General features: G+C 43.3%; 12 protein-coding genes. 5 read left to right on the forward strand and 7 right to left on the reverse strand.

The window, feature by feature from the left end; all coding sequences use genetic code 11:
- Positions 1-8 precede the first annotated feature (8 nt).
- From K6V30_RS06310 to K6V30_RS06340, 7 genes are all read right to left on the reverse strand, one after another.
- Positions 9-1,574 carry a caspase family protein gene (locus K6V30_RS06310; protein WP_010536275.1) on the reverse strand — a complete coding sequence of 522 codons (1,566 nt, stop codon included), beginning with the start codon at positions 1,572-1,574 and terminating at the stop codon, positions 9-11.
- A complete protein-coding gene (locus K6V30_RS06315) occupies positions 1,571-2,710 on the reverse strand; it encodes a CHASE2 domain-containing protein (RefSeq protein WP_022302184.1) in 1,140 nt (379 codons plus the stop codon). The genes K6V30_RS06310 and K6V30_RS06315 overlap by 4 nt, the downstream gene beginning before the upstream one ends.
- On the reverse strand, positions 2,707-3,930 hold the full coding sequence (locus K6V30_RS06320) for a hypothetical protein (RefSeq protein WP_055269060.1): 1,224 nt from the start codon (positions 3,928-3,930) through the stop codon (positions 2,707-2,709). The genes K6V30_RS06315 and K6V30_RS06320 overlap by 4 nt, the downstream gene beginning before the upstream one ends.
- A 231-nt stretch (positions 3,931-4,161) precedes the next feature.
- Positions 4,162-5,484, reverse strand: coding sequence for a glucoamylase family protein (locus tag K6V30_RS06325; RefSeq protein ID WP_371441496.1), 1,323 nt, complete (start codon positions 5,482-5,484; stop codon positions 4,162-4,164).
- A 164-nt stretch (positions 5,485-5,648) separates the two neighbouring features.
- Positions 5,649-7,964: a beta-glucosidase BglX gene (gene bglX / locus K6V30_RS06330; RefSeq protein WP_022302186.1), complete on the reverse strand. Its 2,316-nt coding sequence runs from the start codon at positions 7,962-7,964 to the stop codon at positions 5,649-5,651.
- 127 nt (positions 7,965-8,091) lie between these two features.
- Positions 8,092-9,621: a RagB/SusD family nutrient uptake outer membrane protein gene (locus K6V30_RS06335; protein ID WP_010536279.1), complete on the reverse strand. Its 1,530-nt coding sequence runs from the start codon at positions 9,619-9,621 to the stop codon at positions 8,092-8,094.
- A gap of 19 nt (positions 9,622-9,640) precedes the next feature.
- Complete coding sequence (locus K6V30_RS06340; protein ID WP_081030778.1) at positions 9,641-12,706, reverse strand: SusC/RagA family TonB-linked outer membrane protein; 3,066 nt, start codon at positions 12,704-12,706, stop codon at positions 9,641-9,643.
- A gap of 199 nt (positions 12,707-12,905) precedes the next feature.
- Between K6V30_RS06340 and K6V30_RS06345 the strand changes: the two genes are divergently transcribed.
- From K6V30_RS06345 to K6V30_RS06365, 5 genes are all read left to right on the forward strand, one after another.
- On the forward strand, positions 12,906-14,531 hold the full coding sequence (locus K6V30_RS06345; RefSeq protein WP_055269064.1) for a tetratricopeptide repeat protein: 1,626 nt from the start codon (positions 12,906-12,908) through the stop codon (positions 14,529-14,531).
- 162 nt (positions 14,532-14,693) lie between these two features.
- Positions 14,694-15,047, forward strand: a complete 354-nt coding sequence (locus K6V30_RS06350) for a DUF3244 domain-containing protein (RefSeq protein ID WP_055269065.1) — start codon at positions 14,694-14,696, stop codon at positions 15,045-15,047.
- Positions 15,048-15,258: 211 nt separating this feature from the next.
- On the forward strand, positions 15,259-16,122 hold the full coding sequence (locus K6V30_RS06355) for a hypothetical protein (RefSeq protein ID WP_141758181.1): 864 nt from the start codon (positions 15,259-15,261) through the stop codon (positions 16,120-16,122).
- Positions 16,123-16,207: 85 nt separating this feature from the next.
- Positions 16,208-16,855 carry an outer membrane beta-barrel protein gene (locus K6V30_RS06360; RefSeq protein ID WP_055269067.1) on the forward strand — a complete coding sequence of 216 codons (648 nt, stop codon included), beginning with the start codon at positions 16,208-16,210 and terminating at the stop codon, positions 16,853-16,855.
- A 132-nt stretch (positions 16,856-16,987) separates the two neighbouring features.
- Complete coding sequence (locus K6V30_RS06365; RefSeq protein WP_070101309.1) at positions 16,988-18,358, forward strand: M12 family metallopeptidase; 1,371 nt, start codon at positions 16,988-16,990, stop codon at positions 18,356-18,358.
- Positions 18,359-18,364: the final 6 nt, after the last annotated feature.

The following is an 18,364-nucleotide window of genomic DNA, read 5'->3' on the forward strand; positions in this document are numbered from 1 at the left end:
GATGCCTGTTAATAAGTAAATAATGGGAATTCCTCATTCCAGCCGTCAAATCCGGGGATCTGTTTCCGGTTATTGTCGCCTTTAATAATTTCCTTCATTCGCTTGCGCAGGAAATTCATGAGCTCGACGGTGGTCAGTGCCTTTTGTCCTTCTGCCTTTGCTTTCCCTTCGAATGCTTCGATCAATGCTTTGGTGAAAGCACCGTTTTTCCACTCCGGCAACTCGTTGGAAACGGTATCATCCTCGCTCGATGCATAAATATATCTTCCCGGTTTGGCACGGTTCATCTCCGAAACAACCTTCTGCATATCCAGCGAAGACACACTCCGGCGTCCCTGTAACAGTGCCCCGGAATAGCAGGCATCGGCAAATACAACTACCTTGCCACGTATATCGTCCAGATAGCCCGAGAATCTGTCGGCATCGATGCAGGAACTGCGGATCATTTCTATATTCGCATCGACCGGTGCCAGATAGAATCGGTCTTTGTTATCTTTTAGTCCGTGTCCGGCGAAGAAGATGAAAGTAAAGTCGGTACTTTCTGCCCTTGCCGCCAACTGACACAATTCGTCTTCAATCTTCTGGCGGGTAGCTTCCTTGTCTGAGAGCTTGGTCACATAAATGTTTTCGTAAGGCGCATGCTTTTTCTTCTCCACCACCCGAACGAAGTCATTCATGTCTTTCACCGCCATTTTCAACGGAGGGTGAATCTGATCGTAATCATTGATTCCGATAGCCAGCACGTAAAGATTAGGCCGTATCAGGTTTTCTTTCGATTTGTCCCATTTGAGCCGGAGGAATTCCGTTTCACTCCATCCCGTATTATTACGGGCGGAGATGGATATGCTGCTATCGTCTTTGGGCAGAGTCACCGTCACGCTTCGTCCCTTTTTTACGACACGCGCTGTCGGCTGTATCTCACCGTTGACTGTGACCTTTACTTCTTTTACCGGATTGTCCGGCGGAGTATCTACGCTGTAACGGATTTCCAGTTGAGTTTCACTGAAATAAGGGAAACCTTCCGGCGGAATAATTTTCACGACCGGTGAGGCCGGTGTGACAGGGGCTTCACCGGTAACGAAAGAAGCCGGTATCGGACTTTCGTTTTGAGCAAAGGTCGGCTTTTTCGACATAGCATTGATTCTGTCCAGTTCTTTTTGTACATCTGCGCCTTTTTTCCGGGCACGGGTATAAAGAACTTTGGCTTTTTGCAGCCACGACATCGCTGTATCATAGTCTTGGGCAATGCCTTTGCCTATATAGTAACAATATCCTAAATTCACCATTCCATCCGGATTGTCCTGTGCTGCGGCCCTCTGATACCATGCCAGGGCGTACATATCGCTCTGATCCACACCTTTTCCCGAAAAATAACAGTTACCTAAACAGTTCTGCGCTGTGGCATCTCCTCTCTCGGCAGCCTTGCGATACCAACTGGCAGCCTGTGTATAATCCTGCTTGGCCCAGTATTCGGAGGCTTTGCTCATTATCTGTGCAGTGGTTGGTGTTTGTTGCGCTATTGCTGAAGCGAGAACCGTGCAAAGTAACCATAATATGCATACTGTTTTTTTCATAAGTAAAGTGTTTTTTCCGGGTGTTTCAACTTCTTTTTCTCTTGCAGCCATAGCAGCCAGCCCACATAGAACGAAAGCGCATTACCTGTCAGTACGATGCCGGTGAATGCATATATAAGACTAATGCTGTAGTGGAAGAAATGATTGACTATCAGATTGATAAATACCAATAGTATAGTTACCAGAATAGCGGAAAGGGTAATACGGATATTATCTGTTTTCTCGTATTTGATGTGCAGGTAACTGCATGTCACTACAAAGCAATAGGTCAGTAGAAAGCCTAACACTACTCCCAGCCAGACCGGCATCTCAGTAATTTCCCGATGGTGGATAAGGGTATGTGCAGAGAGTGCCACAATTTCCGGTCCGCTAAGGTCTCCTACAGGTGTCAGATGCAAATCTTCCTTGCCCGAAGCGATGCCTATCACTACTATTTTATCTTTGAAACGGTCGGCGAAAAGGGAAATATCGGTGGGGAGTACTTTGCGAATGTGTACGTCCGAATAATTGATCAGTTGCTCAGCATCCTTCTCATAACGGAGGCTTGGCTGGTAAGCAAGTGCGATTTGTAAGGGGAGCGAACGAAGCGTATCGTCTCCGTTGGTGATTGTGGTGGTATAGGTTCGCAGGCACTTGCTGTATGTGTTGTTCATCGTTGTATTGGTATATCCTTCACGAAGCTGCGGTAGGGCAGGGGTGAAGAAGGAAGAGAGCACGTTGTTGTCGTCTGATACTTCGGAGGCCGTTACAATTGTAGCCGGAATGGTATCGAGTGTCTGCATCAGGATTAGATTGTCTTCAGAACGGTCATCGTCCGGAAACATGATATCCAGTGCGATCACTTTAGGAGAAGTAGCAGCTACTTCGGCAATTGTCTCTGCTATGGCTTTGCGGTTGCGGATGGAGGTTACGTCTACCACAAAGATCTCATTGCTTTCCGGCATTGAATTCCTGTCTGACAGGCGGAGGAAGAGATCGGACAGGCGGAAATCTTCGAATGCACGGGTTACCGGGTCGAAGAAAGAGGTGTTCAGCGGAATATAGATCACCAAAAATGAGAAAAGGAAAATCCCTAATGTAATGTAGAGGTGGCTTCGGTGTAGCCAGAAGCGAAAACTCCAGAACTTATGTTTCATGGCAGTACCTCCTTCTTTGCTCCAGTTTTAGGTGTCGGACAGGTGCAGATACAGACAATACCTTCAGGTAATTGTTGCCATCCAATTCGGAAAGTCTTCAGTGAGAGATCTGTCTTAGAAGTGAAAGCGTCGATAAGGGCGTGCATTGATTTATTGCCATCGGGCGAGGCATCATTGGGGACATAGGATTTGATAGTTGAACTTACTTCTGCCTGAATCATCGAAGCAGTTTCTATCAAAACAGTAACCAATGCGTCGGAACAAGCTGCGATACCGTCTTTAGATTCTCCCATACCAGTGGAACAAATTTGTTCTGCAATATTTTCTTTGACTGTACCATAAATTCCGGCTTCTATGATTAACTGTCCTTTTGTAATACCTGTGCAATATAAAGGAAAAGGAACTCCTTCCGATGTTCCACTAAGTTTTGAAATACTATTGAATATCGATTCAATCTCTTCTTTTTCATTCGATTTTGTAGAACTTGATATCACGCTTGCGACAGATACTACTTTATTGCAAAGTGGGATTTGCGTGAGGGCTCCTATCCACGCCCGTCCAAAGGAATGCTGCAAATCATAAGAAAACTTCAGGCCCATTTTCTCTTTGTTCGCTTGTGGAGTGTATTCTGCATAGCGATAACTGGTTTTGCCGGGTAATACGTTTTCCCCTACTTTTACTGTGATCTCTTCTTTACCGTTATTCTTGTTGTAAACGACAGATTCACTGTAGGAATGGTGTCCCAACGTAGTTGCGATGAGGCTGCTTACCAGACAGGAATCAATCCCGGAGGAATGGTTTTTCTTGCTGACGTCCCTGCTGAAAATGATTTTATTATTGGATTTACCTTGTTTTACCCGACATAGTACAAAGTATTCTCCGGATGGGTGTGCGTATAATTTCTCTAGTGCGCATTCAAAACCTGACAATTCCAGTCGTGCTGCTTCCAGACGTCGGGTGGATTCTTTTTTTCCTTCTACATCTATTTCTGAAGTAGTAATGGTTTTGAAAGGTAAACCTTGGGTCAGACAAAAGTTCAGTACGGCACGTGTCTGGGCTTGTAGCAAGGCCAGACCGGCATCATCCATGACTTCGGATACTCCCAAATAAAGACCTTCCTGATTTTCGAATACCCAGGGAGGCAGTTCGTCTTTTGCTGCACAGACGCGTACAGAAAAAGAGAAATATACGAATAGACACAAGAAAAGTGATAACCTCATAATTATTTGTCAGCAGTATTAAAGTCTTGAACTTTTCTGCAATATTCGCTAAAAAATAGAACATGAGCAAAAAATATGCTAATAATTTGGAAAGCAGTACTTTCTAAGTTCTTAGAAAGGGACGTGTTTATAGACAAGGAGGATGTGTCAGATTTAGACACATCCTCCTTGAGAGCGGGGAGTTGAGATGCTTTGAGGCAACTCTTGAAAATTAGATGATGGTTGGTTTCTTTATTTCTGCCTTACATCCTGCTTGTTGGTATTAAAACCTAGCTTGGTAAGTCCTGCCTGTACGTCGGGATGGCTCATAAAGAGTTTCCATAGCAGCCCTGTGCGGTAATTTTCAATCATGACTGCGATAGGCCCTTGGTCAATGGCAAGATAACGTTGTGGATACCAGTTGTCCGTTTCGCTGAAAGCATCGTAGAATCCGAAAGGACCGAAGACTTTATCACCCATGTTGTATAGGTAGCGCATCACTTGCATCGAGTATTCCGGAGTATAGACGATGGACGAAAGGGCGGCGGTAGGGGAGATCACCCCTTTGTCATCCTGTTCGTTCGGTGAGTGAGCGGCATAGCCGTCAACGGAGTAGCTGGCTGTCAATCCCCAGCAGTCCGGTCCGAAACCTTTGTAATGCTTGGGATTACGGATGCAGTAAGCACGATTCACGAGTGTCAGGTTCCTCATCTCGTGGAAGTAGCTCGGACAATATTCATCTTTTAATCCTACCGGATCGAGCCCCAGGAAAGAATACTGTGCCCAGAAAAGCGGGCCGGCTTCTGTACCCTGGTAGCGAAGATGCAACTCGATACCTTCCACTTTATGCGGAGAGACGATAGCCCCATTCTGCGCCCAGCCATCGTGATAGACGGCTGCCGGAACTCCGTGGGTAGGAGAGGCTGCGGCGAGGATATACATAATCATACATTCGTTATAGCCATGTATCGGGAAATCCATTTCCCAACCGTATGTGGGGCTCCAGTGCCAATATAACACGTTTTGTCCTCCCTTACGATACCAGTTCCAGTCGACGTCCCGCCAAATTTGGTCGATACGTTGGGCCAGAGCTTTTTCTTTCTTGTTGCCATTGATATAATACTGGTGTACGGCAAGCAGACCTTGCATCAGGAAAGCGGTTTCTACCAGGTCACCTCCATTATCTTTCTGACCGAAAGGTTTCACCTTTCCCGTATCGCCATACCACCAGTGCGGATATGCTCCGTGAAAGCGGTCTGCTTTTTCGAGGAAGGAAACGATACGTTCCATTCGTGCCAGACCTTCTTCGCGGGTGACGTAGCCACGGTCTATTCCGGCAAGAATAGCCATAATACCGAAACCACTGCCGCCCGAAGTAACTACATTGGCGTCATTTTGCGGATATACCCCGTCTACATGATACCGTTCGGGTGCAAGCCCGCTGTTGGGTTCGGCACCCTCCCAAAAGTAGAGAAAGGTGCGACGCTGAACGGTGTCCATCAGGGCGTCATCCGAAAGTTCGGAACTGGCGGTGGTTTGTCCGCCAGTCTTGTTCTTACACGCTCCTGCCGTCATTATGAGGCAGAAAAGCGCAATATAGAGAGATAGCTTTTTCATTGATTGTGGATTTAAATGAGAGAATAAGATTTAGGCACGGATTACACGGATTTCACGGTTTTAAGAGATTGCGCAGTTAAAGGCCGTGTGAATCCGTGTAATCCGTGCCTATTGTACGATTTTTATTTTAGCGTGAATCGTGCGGATTTCACGTCCCGGCTGTTTGTTCCGATCATTACTTCAAACTCACCCGGTTCTGCTACCAGTTGCAGGTCGTAGTTGTAATACCTCAGCATTTCCGGTGCAATCTTGAACCGTACAATCTCTGACTGTCCCGGTTCGAGGAATATCTTCTGAAAGCCTTTCAGTTCTTTCACCGGACGGGTGGTACTGCCGACGAGATCCCGAATGTAGAGTTGTACTACTTCTGATCCCGGCCATGTCCCGGTATTGGTCACCATTACTGCTGCCGTCAGCTCTCCCGTCATATCGATGGTAGAGCGGCTCAGGTCGATATCCCCGTAGGAGAAGGTCGTGTAAGAAAGTCCGTATCCGAATGGATAAAGCGGTTCGTTGTCTACATCCAGATAATTGCTGCGGAACTTTTCGAACCATTTGCCTTGTGCCAGCGGACGTCCTGTATTCTTATGCGCATAATACAACGGAATCTGACCGACATTCTTCGGGAAGCTCATGGTCAGTTTTCCACCCGGATTGACATATCCGAAGAGCGCGTCGCCAATGGCATAAGCAGCTTCGCTGCCTCCGAACCATACATTCAGAATGGCAGGTACATGCTCCTGCTCCCAAGTCAGTGTCAGCGGACGGCCTGTAAATAATACCAATACAACGGGTTTCCCGGTTTTCAGCAATTCCTTCAACAGGTTTTGCTGTACATCCGGAATGTTCAGGTCGGTACGGCTGCTGCTTTCTCCGCTCATTTCGGATGACTCTCCGAGGGCGGCGATGATGATATCCGACTGGTTGGCTACTGTCAATGCTTCATCCAGCAGTTGCTGGTCTGTCCGGTTATCACGGTTCAGCGAACGTCCGAACATGGTGGCACGTTCTTCGTAGGATGCGTCACTGATCAGATTGCTGCCTTTGGCATAAAGAATATTGGCTTTTCCGGTAGTCATTTCTTTCAGTCCTTCTACCAACGACGGACACCGGTCGAGTACGGCAGCTACGCTCCATGTACCGGGCATGTTTGTCCGGCTGTCGGCGAGCGGGCCTATCACGGCGATGTTACCTTTCGGATTGAAGGGAAGAAGAGGTTCCGCAGGAGTTCCCGGAATGAGTGTCACGTCGTCGTTCTTTAAAAGCACAAAACTTTCTGCGGCAATTCTGCGGGCAGCGTCGCGATGCGCTTTCGTAAAGATGTCACGTGCAGGACGTTTCGGGTCGCAATATTTGTAGGGGTTGTCAAATAATCCCAGTTTGTATTTAGCTTCCAGAATACGGCGGCAGGCGGTATTCAGTGTTGCCATAGAAACCTTGCCTTCCTGAACAGACTTTTTGAGTGTGCCGACAAAGCCCTCGCTTACCATATCCATGTCTACTCCGGCATTGATGGCACGTGCGGAAACTGTTTGCAGGTCGCCTATACCGTGGTCGATCATTTCAGAGATTCCGGTGTAGTCGGTTACTACAAATCCGTTGAAGCCCCACTGACCACGCAGTACGTCTGTCATCAGCCACTTGTTGGCGGTAGCAGGCACACCGTCTACTTCGTTGAACGATGCCATCACACTTCCTACACCGGCTTCAACAGCAGCTTCGTAGGGTAGCATGTATTCATTGAACATCCGCTGGCGGCTCATGTCTACCGTGTTGTAGTCGCGTCCGCCTTCCCCTGCGCCATACAGTGCAAAGTGCTTTACGCAGGCCATGATTTCGTCATTCCGCTGCATATTCTTTCCCTGATAACCGAGTATCATTGCTTCGGCAATCATTGCTCCGAGAAACGGGTCTTCACCGCTGCCTTCGGAAACACGTCCCCAACGTGGGTCGCGTGAGATGTCCACCATCGGGCTGAATGTCCATGAGATACCGTCGGCACTGGCCTCTATGGCTGCAATGCGTGCCGATTCTTCAATGGCGGTCATATCCCAGGTACAGGACAGTCCTAACGGAATGGGGAACATTGTTTCGTATCCGTGGATGACATCCATACCAAACAGCAAGGGGATACCCAGACGGGATTGTTCTACTGCCTGTTTCTGTACATCACGTATTTTCTCTACTCCTTTCAGATTGAACAGGCCGCCCACTTCGCCCCGTTTTATTTTGGCGGCGATGTCACTGCTTTTGGCTTGTCCTGTAGTGATCTCTCCTGCGACGGGGAGGTTCAGTTGCCCTATCTTTTCTTCCACAGTCATCTTCTTCATCAGTGCGTCGATGAAACGGTCCATGTCCTGCGGCGATTTCTGCGCTGCCGCACTCAGGAAGCCGGCAGTGAGCAGTAGAAATGAAAAAAATATTTTCTTATTTATCATATCGTTCTATCAGTTTAATTTTTAGGCACGGATTACACGGATTAACACGGTTTTCAATAGCCTGTCTAATCTCTTAAAGCCGTGAAATCCGTGTAATCCGTGCCTAAATTTATTATTTCATATTATATTAATAATCCGGATTCTGTACCAGCACTCCCTTTGACTTGTCAATCTCTGATTGAGGCAAAGGCAATAAGGCATTCTTGGCCTGATAGTTTACTTTTCCGGCGGCGTGCAATACATCCGCAGCGATTCCCCAACGTACAAGGTCATAGAAACGGTCGAACTCAAGTCCGAGTTCCACGCGGCGTTCGTGGCGGATGGCTTCCCGCAATTCTCCCTGATCGGTGGTTGTTACTTTCGGCAATATATTCGTATTGCTGCCTCTGGCACGTGCGCGTACCATTTCCAGATAATCTATTGCTTCTCCGGGGATATTCTTTTCGTTGGCAGCTTCGGCAGCCATCAATACTACGTCCGAATACCGGATCAGACGGATATTTACCCAGAAACCTTTGTTGGTGTATTCTTTACGCAGGGCAGGGTCCGTATAGGCTTTCTTGTTGAAGTAAGCTCCCATAGCCGGAGAAACGGGTGACTCACCATAAGGCTCGTTGGTGTTTTCCGGAGTAATAGGCTCATCGTCCGATTTACGGAAGTAGAGCAGCGTAGCGTTCTTACGAGGGTCTCCTGCTTCGTAGGCGTCTGCCATAAACTGGGTGGCCATGTGCCATCCCCATCCTAAGTCCCACTGACCGGCTCCGCGTATGCCTTGCACTTCGCAGAACTGACTGCCGATCACTTCACTTTGCGGGAGAGCGGCTGTGGCTGTACATTGCAGTTCGAATATGGAACCTCCGCTATTCTCACCGTCATCGGTAAATATTTCATTATAGGGTGTTTTCAGATTATATAAACCTTTATTGATAACGTCGGTAGAAGCTGTGTACATATTGTTCCAGTCGTTGCGCATCATATAGGTACGGGCATGAAGTGAACGGGCGGCCCCCCAGGTCAGTCGTCCGGTATATTCGGTACTCCATGTTTCGGGCAATGACTCTTCCGCTGTTTTCAGGTCGGTATCAATCTGCTCGTAGATTTTATCAGCAGTCGTTTTCGGAATGTTGGCTTCCGAAGCGTCGTTGATCTTGTAAGTCACCAGAGGTACTTCGCCAAAGGCTCTCACCAGATTGAAGTAACAGTAAGCACGGAAGAAAGAAGCCTCTCCTTTGTTGATGATGTCTTCGGCTTCCGTTTGTCCGGCAGTTTCTTTCTCGGCAATGGCGTCGAGGATATCATTACATTGGTAGATGACGGCGTAATTCTGTCCCCAGTAAGCCCCTAACAGACCGTTGGTTGGAGTGTACAGAAAGTCATCGTACATTTCGGCTACGTCCGATCCGTCGCTCGGAATACTTCCCTTTTCGGAATCTTCGGAACGCAGACAATGGATGGCAAGGGCGGGGGTGCCGGCAGTGATGTTGAAGTTACGCATCATGGTATAGACATTATAGATTTTACCGTTGACCAATGCGTTGGGATTGTCGTCTTCGGTAAATTGTCCCTGCGGACTCCGGTCCAGAAAGTCGCTGCAACTGCTTATTAGCAAGGCAGAAGCGGCAATGAAAGTGGAAAAAAGATATTTATTTAGTTTCATACCATTATTGTTTTAAAGATCAAAAAGTTAGGTTGATACCGAAGGTGTAGACGGCGGGTACGGGGTAACTGCCATTGTCTACTCCGAAGGCGGTAGCGCTGCCACCCAGTTCCGGGGTGTAGCCGGTGTTATGCTTCCATGTCTTCAGGTTTTGTATGTTGACATAGACTTTCAGTGCCTGCAGGCGTATCTTGGCAAGCAAAGACTTGTCGAATGAGTAGGCAAGCTGCACGTTACGGATGCGGAAGAAACTTCCGTCTTCGATGTAATAATCCGAATTTAACGTGTTGATGGAATGTTTGGAGTTCAGCAATGGCTGGCTGTTGGAAGTGCCTTCTCCGTGCCAGCGGTCCATGCGTTGTGCCAGATAGTTGAACTGTGCAAAGTTGTAATTGTCCCAGGTACGGAAAATCTCGTTACCATGCTGTCCCATCATGTCGATACCCAGTGACCAGTTCTTATACGTTAGTCCGAGCGAAAGGCCATAGGTGAAATCCGGTGTCGGGTTACCTATCATTGTACGGTCTTCCGGGGTAATCTTGCCGTCTCTGTTCACGTCGGCGAACTTCAGGTCACCGGGAGTGACTGTGGCAAGGGTGTTTTCGGGCGATGCATCGATGTCGGCTTGCGACTGGTAGACGCCTGCTACTTTGTAACCATAGAAGTATCCGATAGGGTAGCCTGCCATGGTGTAACTCTGCTGTTTATCTCCGGCAATGATGGAGTATCCATCCTGAACGAGGCTCTTCACCTTATTCTTGATAGTGGTCAGGTTGGCACTGACAGAGTATCCCCAGTCACCGATCTGGTCACGCCAGCTGGCTGCCATTTCAACACCCATGTTCTGGATTTCTCCCAAGTTGCCGATGCCGGGCACTGTTCCGGAGATACCGGGCACTTCGGCTAGCAGGTCTTTTGTCCTTTTCTTATAATATACTCCTTCAAAATGCAGGCGGTTGCGCAGCACGTTCGTTTCGAAACCAGCTTCCCAGGCTTCTACTTTTTCCCAACGCAGATTAGGGTTAGGCAGATAGGCGAGCTGGTATCCGGGGTAAATAATGGATGGCTTGCCGAAAACTGCTGAGTAAGCATTTGTCAATAGAGGTTCGGCGGGGTAGGCTTTGTCCAGATTCTGGTTACCTAACGTACCGTAAGATGCCTTGAGTTTCAACATGTCGAGCCATTTGATATCTTTCATAAACTCTTCTTCGGTCATCAGCCAGCCACCACCTAATGAGAAGAAGTTCTGCCACTCATTGCCTGTGTAGGAGAAGGCGGAAGAACCGTCCCGGCGGAACGAACCGTTGAACAGGTATTTCCCTTTATAGTTGTAGATCACACGTGCCAGCATGGATACCGTACTCCGCTCCCATTGGGTACTTCCGTTGGTAGCTGTTGCGGCATCACCGATACTGACAAACCATTTGTCCGGATCGTCAGGAATAACCAGACCGACACCTTGTTTGCGTGCTCCGTCCAGTCTGCTCAGCGAATTGTAATAAGTGGTGAAACCGGCTGTAGCAGTCAGGTTGTGATTGCCATTGTCAAAGCTGTTGGTATAGGTCAGCAGATAGTCACTCTGTACTTTCGTTTCATTTTCCTTGAACTGGCTGACTTCCGTTTTGCCGGTTCCCAGTGTCACGACATCTCCTGCAGCTGTATCGTCGTACACTTTCATGATAGGCAGATAAGTACGTCCGTTGTTGGAAGCATAGTCCATAGAGAACATCGCTTTGAAAGTGAAATGTTTCAGAAAGTCCACTTCACCATAGATATTACCCGATGCCCGGTAGTTTTCGGCTTTGGTCGTATTGGCTTTCAGCTCGACGTCTACCATCGGATTGTTGATCTGTGCTTTCTGAAATTCGGGCAGAACGCTGTATAAGCCGTATTCCTTATTGTATACCGGTGCGATAGGAGTGGCACGGAGAGCCCCCAATACCTGCTTGGAATCAGCAGGTAGCGTACGTGCCCCATTGAATTGGAAGCCGACTTTCAGAAAGTCCGTGATTTTGTAGTCATTACTTGCATTGATGGTCACTTTGCTGAACTTCTCATGCTTGATGTTTCCTTGTTCGTGAGAGTAACCTACACCCAGATAGAAGCTGTGCTTCGGAGAAGCTCCGGTAATGCTGATATTGTTGTTGGTGATGAAGGCAGTCTGAAAAATCTCATCCTGCCAGTTGGTATTTGCATTCCAGCCGCTAAAGTCGAACGGATCGTCTTTTTGATTGGCGAGCTGTTCGCTGTACAGTTCCCTGAATTGCGGACCGTTAACCATGTCCACTTTATCTACTACTTTCTTGAAACCGAAGGAGGTATTGATGTTTACCAGAGTCTGTCCTTCTTTGGCTTTCTTGGTGGTGATGATAATGACACCATTCGCACCGCGCACACCGAAGATGGCAAGTGATGACGGGTCTTTCAGGATTTCCATAGACTCGATATCTTCCGGATTGAGGAAGTTGATGTTGTCATTGAATAATCCGTCTACAACATACAACGGTTTGTATCCGTTGATGGAGTTTGTACCACGGATACGGATTTCGGGGTCGGCACCGGCATGTCCGGAGTTTACGATTTGTACACCTGCCACTTTACCCTGTAGGGAAGATAATGGATTCGTCGCAGGTTTATTGGCTATTTCCTCTCCTTTGATGTTAGTGATAGAACCTGTCAAATCTCTTTTCTTGGCACTACCGTATCCGATAACTACTGTTTCGGCTAGCATCTGCGAGTCTTCTTTCAGCGTGACGTTGATCACATTCTGCGTTCCGACTTTGACGCTTTGTGCGTTCATTCCTACATAAGAGAATACCAGTACGTCTTCCGGTGTGACGGAGATTGAATACTTACCGTCCATATCGGTGATGGTTCCGGTGGAAGTTCCTTGTACGAGCACCGATGCACCGATCAGCGGTTCATTGGTGGCATCTGTTACCGTACCAGTCACAGTCTTTGTCTGTGCAAAGGCAGATGCGGAGGTCAGCAACAAGCAAGTGAGCGCCACTATGCTCTTAAACCAGATGGTTTTCTTTTGAAGATCTTGTAAAAGTCTAGTCCTCATTGCATTAAATTTTTCCATTCGTTATTATTTAGGTTGAAGTTTATTCTGCCGTCTTCCGGCGAAAGTAACAAAGTGAACAAATGAAATGCAAAAAAGATTTTGGAAAGACATAGAAAGCTCAATTTTAACATTGTCAGAGTAGGTGTAGATTATTTTTATTTGTCTTTTTGTTGCTTGTTTGCTTTTCTTTATGTACATTTGTAAAACGAAAGAAATAATGAAATTACATAAATATTCAATAACAGGATTATTCTTTTTCATATTTCTCTTTGCCTGCCATCGAGATAGTGATAAAACGTCTCTTTTACATCGTGCCGATTCGCTGATGCAAGAGTTTCCTGACAGTGCTTTGGCTATTCTTGAATCGATTCCACATGTGGAAAAATTGTCTGGTTCTAATAGGGCTGATTATGCAATATTTTTAACTCGCGCAAGAACTAAGATGTATATTCATGAATCAAGTGATTCGTTAATTCGGTATGCAGTAGATTATTATAAAAGAAGTTGGAATGATGAGCGAAAAATGCAGGCTTATTATTATCGGGGCTGCGTGTATCGGGATATGCGGTGTATGGATTTAGCAGTGAAAGATTTTTTGCAAGCACTGAAGGTTATTCCTAAAGAGAGTGAACATCTTTATTTGGGGGCAATTTATGAGAATTTGGCGGGATGCTATGAGGAGCAGAATCTTTATGAGGATGCTATGCGTGCGCATCATAAAGCGCATGAAATTTATATTAAGCAAAAGAAAGATGATGGCTTATTTTATGTTGTCAGAGGAATAGGGTATGTTTTTATGCTTCAACATCAACTGGATAGTGCTTTGGTCTATTATCAAGAGGCATTGGATATTGCTGAAAATATAGGGGAAGATTATTATAAATCAATGATATTGAGTGAGCTGGGGATTTTGCATAATGAAAAGGGGGAATTTCAAAAGGCTAATCAATATCTTTCTGCATCTATATCTTCTGCTCCAATAGGCACTAATTTGTTTTCTGAATATCTTCGAAAAGGATGTATCTTACGTAATATCCATCAAATGGACTCTGCACGGCATTATTTGAATTTAAGTAAATCTTCTCCTTATATATTTAATCGTGGAGGAAGTTATGGAGAATTATATAAATTGGAGAAGGAGGAGAAAAATTATCCTGCTGCTATAGAGGCTGCAGATTCTTTTATCTATTATCTTGATTCGATCTACGATACGACAAAGGCGGTAGAAACAGCTCATTTGGTTGATAAATGTGAAATCGAACTTTATCAACAGAAACTCGGAGGAAGATATAAAATAGAGGTTCTATTGTTATTAGTGTTTTTTATCATTTGGGGAACAATTTATCTTTTAATTGATAAACGTCGAAAAAAGAAGTATCTTGAGTTGCAAAATCAGTTAATGAAAAGTCGTACGGATATCCTATCCGGTGATCTTGAGGATCAGGATAATAGTAAATATGATTTTATAGAAGTGCTGGAGCCCAGTTTAAAACTTTGTCTTCAATTGTTTCGTAGGACAGAAGCTTATGAAAAACTTCTTTTCTTAGAGAAGAGGATGGGGGGTGACGTTTCTTTAAGTATTCAAGAAGGACAAATGATATGTGAAAGTATTTATGAGACTTTTGGCGATATTATGTTGAATTTGAAAATTCAATATAGAGATTTAACAAAAGAGGATATGCTTCATTGTGTATTTTTTCTGCTAGGTTGTTCTAAAGAAACAATTTTATTATGTACACGTACTTCTGAAGGAGCATTTAAAAGTCGGAAAAGTCGTATGAAAATTAAATTAGGTGAAGATTTTTTTGGATGGATGACTATGCGTCAATGTCTTGTTCCATAGAGCTTTATCTGACTTATGACATTCCTGTGACTTTTCTGTAACTCTTTTGCAACTTTGCGATTCTGGTCTATATTTACTTGTAACTTTATTGTGACTAGGCATTTGAATTTATTTAAATCTTCTTTCTTACATTTGTGCTATAACCAATTAAAAACAAGTGTTATGAGAATGAAATTATTATTACTACTCTGTAGTTTATTTGCGATTGGAGGATGGGCAAGTTCTAATATTCATTTACTAAAAGAAGGCCGTCCCAATCCTATGGGAATACCCATTCAACCTACTTATGAGAAATGTACCATTTTTTCTAATATTCTTAATGTAAGTTTCGATAGAACGAAAGATTATGCTACCATTACTGTGACGAATAAAGCTACTGGTGAAATTGTGCATTCCAAAACTTATCACAACACTAACTTTGTCATGATTGATATGTCATCTTGCGATAAAGGAGAGTATACTATCTATATTACTTTGGATGATTGTTTGTTGGAAGGTATATTTACTGTGCAATAAGAAATAAATTGTGAATATACGTTTGTTACAATAATCCTAAAGTGACTTTTACGGTGTTTTTACAAAAAACTATATTCCTTGTGGAACTAACAATAAAAAAGAATGGAGGCCAACGTTCTATTATTAACATTCATCTTTTTTCCAAGTTTCGTGAGTGTTGTATTCTAAAACTGGAGAGTTATAATCAATAATGTTTTAAATCTAAGATTTTATGAAAACTAAATTGTTATTTATGCTATTACTATGTAGCTTCTATTGCGTTTCATGTTCTGACGACGTTAAAACAGATGTAAAAGAGAAAACAGAAGTTGAAGTAAATTATGTGAAATTGAACGAGGCTTTAAATCTTTATAGCCAAGATTTTGCTGCGACTCATGCTACGTCCACAAGTACAAGAGGATTTTGGAAGTGGTTCAGAACTGTGTTGGCTTGTGATGCTACGGGTGCATTATTAGGCTCTTCTCTTGGAGGTGGAGGTGCACTAATTGGTGGTGCTATTTTTTCTGCGTTAGGTGCATCTTGTGCTTATGTTGTTCCTAGACCGGAACTTCCTAACGAAGTGGCTTTTGTGAGAGATATTCCTTGTTTAATGGAACAGGAGGATAGCATTGGATTTTCGCATAATGCAATTCTTCTTGAAATAGCAGAAGAGAATGAAGGTATCTTTGATCAGAATTTGACAGCTGAAGAATGGACAAATCTTATTGTGTCCAAAGCGGAAAAATATGGTTACTCTTTGTCTGCAAGTGATGAAGATGCAATAATGAATAATGTAAAAACGATGCCACTCACATCTGAGCTTATGCAAAGTGATGAACAATTAATATCATACTATAAAGCGAAAGCGCCTGAGTATGCTCAGCAGTTGGATGTGATTCATAGCTATGTTTCAACAGCAAGTCTGATAACTAATGAAGATGATTTGAAAGAATATACACAAGGTTGTGTACAGATTATATCTGATGCTCAATTACCACTTACTGAACGTAAGGCCCTGGTTTCTTCTGTGGTAGTCGCGGAGAGTAGTGCGATCTTGTGGATAGAGCCGGAAGAGGTTGTCTCTTTAAAGCCGTAATAATAAGTGTAAACAGCAATAGTCACATGAATTGGTGATATCTAATGTCATTATTCATGTGACTATGGACATAAAAAATAGTAAGATGAGAAAACTTATTTTATCTTTCTTATTTGTGCTTTCTGCTATGGTGGGATTTGCACAAAGTTTCTCTAAAGATAAGCTTTTTATCTCAGTAGAGGGTGGAAAAGGTGTATTGTTTGGAAAATCAAACTTGTCACCTTTTGGTATTGGTTATCGTGGAGGGTATGATGGAGGTTTGATGTGTAATGTGAAAGCGCTCTATCGAATTGATAAGTTTTGGGTTGCCGGATTAAAATTTAACCTCTCCGGTACTTCTGCCAATTATGCTCTTGATGATGGCACGAATGTTGCTGACAATGTGGATCTTTGGTACTTAGGACCACAACTCGGATTTAAAATACCAATAAACGAAAGAACTTTTTTTAGTTATGTGTTAGGAGTTGGTTATCTGCATTATCGAAACGAAGGGCGTAGTAATGCTGATTTTAAATGTAGCTCCGGTGCATTTGCCGGGAATATGGATTTTGGAATTGAATATAAGTTGACAGACCATCTTGCAGTAAACGGAGGATTCTCGATTTTAACTGGCGATTTTAAGAAGATAAAAGCGACAGTCGATGACAAAAAAGAAACATTACGCCCTGATAAACTGGACAGAATCTATGTGCGACGTCTTGATTTTCAGTTAGGACTGGTCTTCTGTTATTGATGAATAATATTATTTATCCTGTATGTGAAAATATGAATGAAAAAGGAATTGTATCGATTTAATTGCTATTTGCTCTTTTAGTCTTTAGGAATGGAGATCTAGTGGAAAATATTTAATTTAAAATTTTGAATTATGGAAACAATGACACTTAAAAATATCAGAATAGTATTTATGGCTTTTCTTGTGATATTATTTAGTTTGATTCTTACTTGTTGTTCGGATAGTAACGATTTTAGCAATGAAATAAAGACAGAAAATGAGCTTTCTGTATATGATGAAAATAACTATGATTTCACAACTATAAATTTGTGGGGTAGTGAAGTAGCAGTAATTGATAAGGGAGATTATTTTCTATTTCAAGGGGATATACGAATTTACAAAGAGGACCTTTTTAAAATGAGCTCTAGAGGTGCAGGAATATTAAATAGGAGTTGGCCCAATAATAAAGTATATTATTTACTCGATAATGTCCCCAGTAATTATGCAGTAGAATTTTATTCTGCGATAACTGAATTGGAAGGTCATTCATATCTAACATTTTTACCTGCTAATTATTATGGATCATTAAATTATGTACGGATTAAATTTATTAATAGTGATACATTCTCTGCATTTTCTACTTACTTAGGTATGAAAGGATTTGAACAAAATATTGAAATAACAAAAGCGGCATGGACTAAAGGGACAATTATGCACGAGTTGTGTCATGCAATTGGATTATACCATGAACAGTGTAGAGCTGATAGGGACCAATATGTTAATATTGATTTTAGTAAAATGAGTGCAGATGACAGGAATCAATATAAAACTTATATTGAACGTGGAGAAAATGGAGCAGATTTTGGGGCATTTGATTTCAATTCTATCATGTTATATGGTTCATGGCTTAATGGAGAAGTGGTGATGACAAAAAAAACTGATGGATCGACTTTTTATGCTAACAGAAGTTGGATTGCAAACGGTGATATGCTTGCTTTGGCAAAATTACAACCGGCTATTAATTATACTTTTTACGACCCATTAGGTCATAACGAACCAGTCGATAGTCCTTATGAATACATACGAAGTAAATATCTGAGATGTCCAGAGAAAACTAATATAGTTTTCAGATTTCAACATTCTTTTCGTTTTGACCATAATAAACTTAATGGGTACTCACTAAATGATTTTGATGTTAAAGCAATTATTACTATTACAAACAATAGAACAGGAAATTGCATTTATACAAAAGAAATACCGCTTTCTGAGACTTCCGGTTATGAAGACTTGTATTTGCCGAGTATAGAAATCCCACAAGGCTTTTATACAGCAAAGTTATCTTTAAAAGGAGTAGTTAATGGTGTGTCTAATTCATCCAAATTGGATGTGTTGAAATGGCTTATGTATAACCCTATGGTATATTTACATCTTAATAGTGTAATTATTGATAATAGGAATATATCTATACCTAATAATTCCTCGGATGCGGATACAAAGAGATTGACTTTTATTTCTATTGCTTAATTAATA

The sequence above is a fragment of the Bacteroides faecis genome (assembly GCF_020091505.1).
GTDB lineage: Bacteria > Bacteroidota > Bacteroidia > Bacteroidales > Bacteroidaceae > Bacteroides > Bacteroides faecis.